The organism is Streptomyces sp. AC627_RSS907, assembly GCF_019049165.1.
The window spans coordinates 1-604 of record NZ_JAGMUE010000633.1 but is presented as its reverse complement, the minus strand read 5'-3'; the positions used below and the strand labels follow the sequence as shown (position 1 = coordinate 604).

Below are 604 nucleotides of genomic sequence, written 5' to 3'. Positions count from 1 at the left end.
CGGAGGTGGCGATCAGCGCCGTCATGCTGGCCGAACTGTCCGCAGGGCCGCGCGATGTGCGACGCGACGGGGAGCAGGACGCCTACAACGAGCACATGGAGCGCGCCCGCCGCCTCGGCATTCTGCAACGCACTGAGAACGAGTTCAACCCGCTTCCGTTCGATGCGGAAACCGCTCGTTTGTACGGCATTGTGTGCGCGGCCGTCGTCAGCGTTGGTCGAAAGCCGAGGCGACGACTGGCGGACCTCATGGTCGCTGCCACGGCCATGGCCCATGACCTGCCGTTGTTCACCACCAACCCGGACGACTACCGGGGGCTGGGCGGCCTCCTCGACATCGTCCCCGTCACCCGGCCCGTGGTTCCACGCGACCGGTAGACCGCGTGCCCTTCGTGCGTACGCCTGGGAACGGCGCGCGGCGCCTTGGCTCAACCCGCCACCTGATCATCGACGCCCGAGCGCTGCGCCGCGCGGCGTACGGGGCGGCTGCCTGCCAGGTCACAGCCCCAGCGACGCCTCCCGAGCGCGGGCCACCGCGTCCGCGTCGCCCTCCGTGGTCACGCGGGCCACCTGCTGGCGGCCGTAGAGGAAGAGCAGCGCCTCGC

At 70.9% G+C, this 604-nt stretch carries 1 protein-coding gene; it reads left to right on the top strand.

Annotated elements, in window-relative coordinates; translation table 11 throughout:
* Window positions 1-377 (top strand): type II toxin-antitoxin system VapC family toxin (locus KUM32_RS37515; protein ID WP_217146314.1); only part of this gene is annotated, 377 nt, incomplete at its 5' end.
* Between the last annotated feature and the right edge of the window lie 227 nt (window positions 378-604).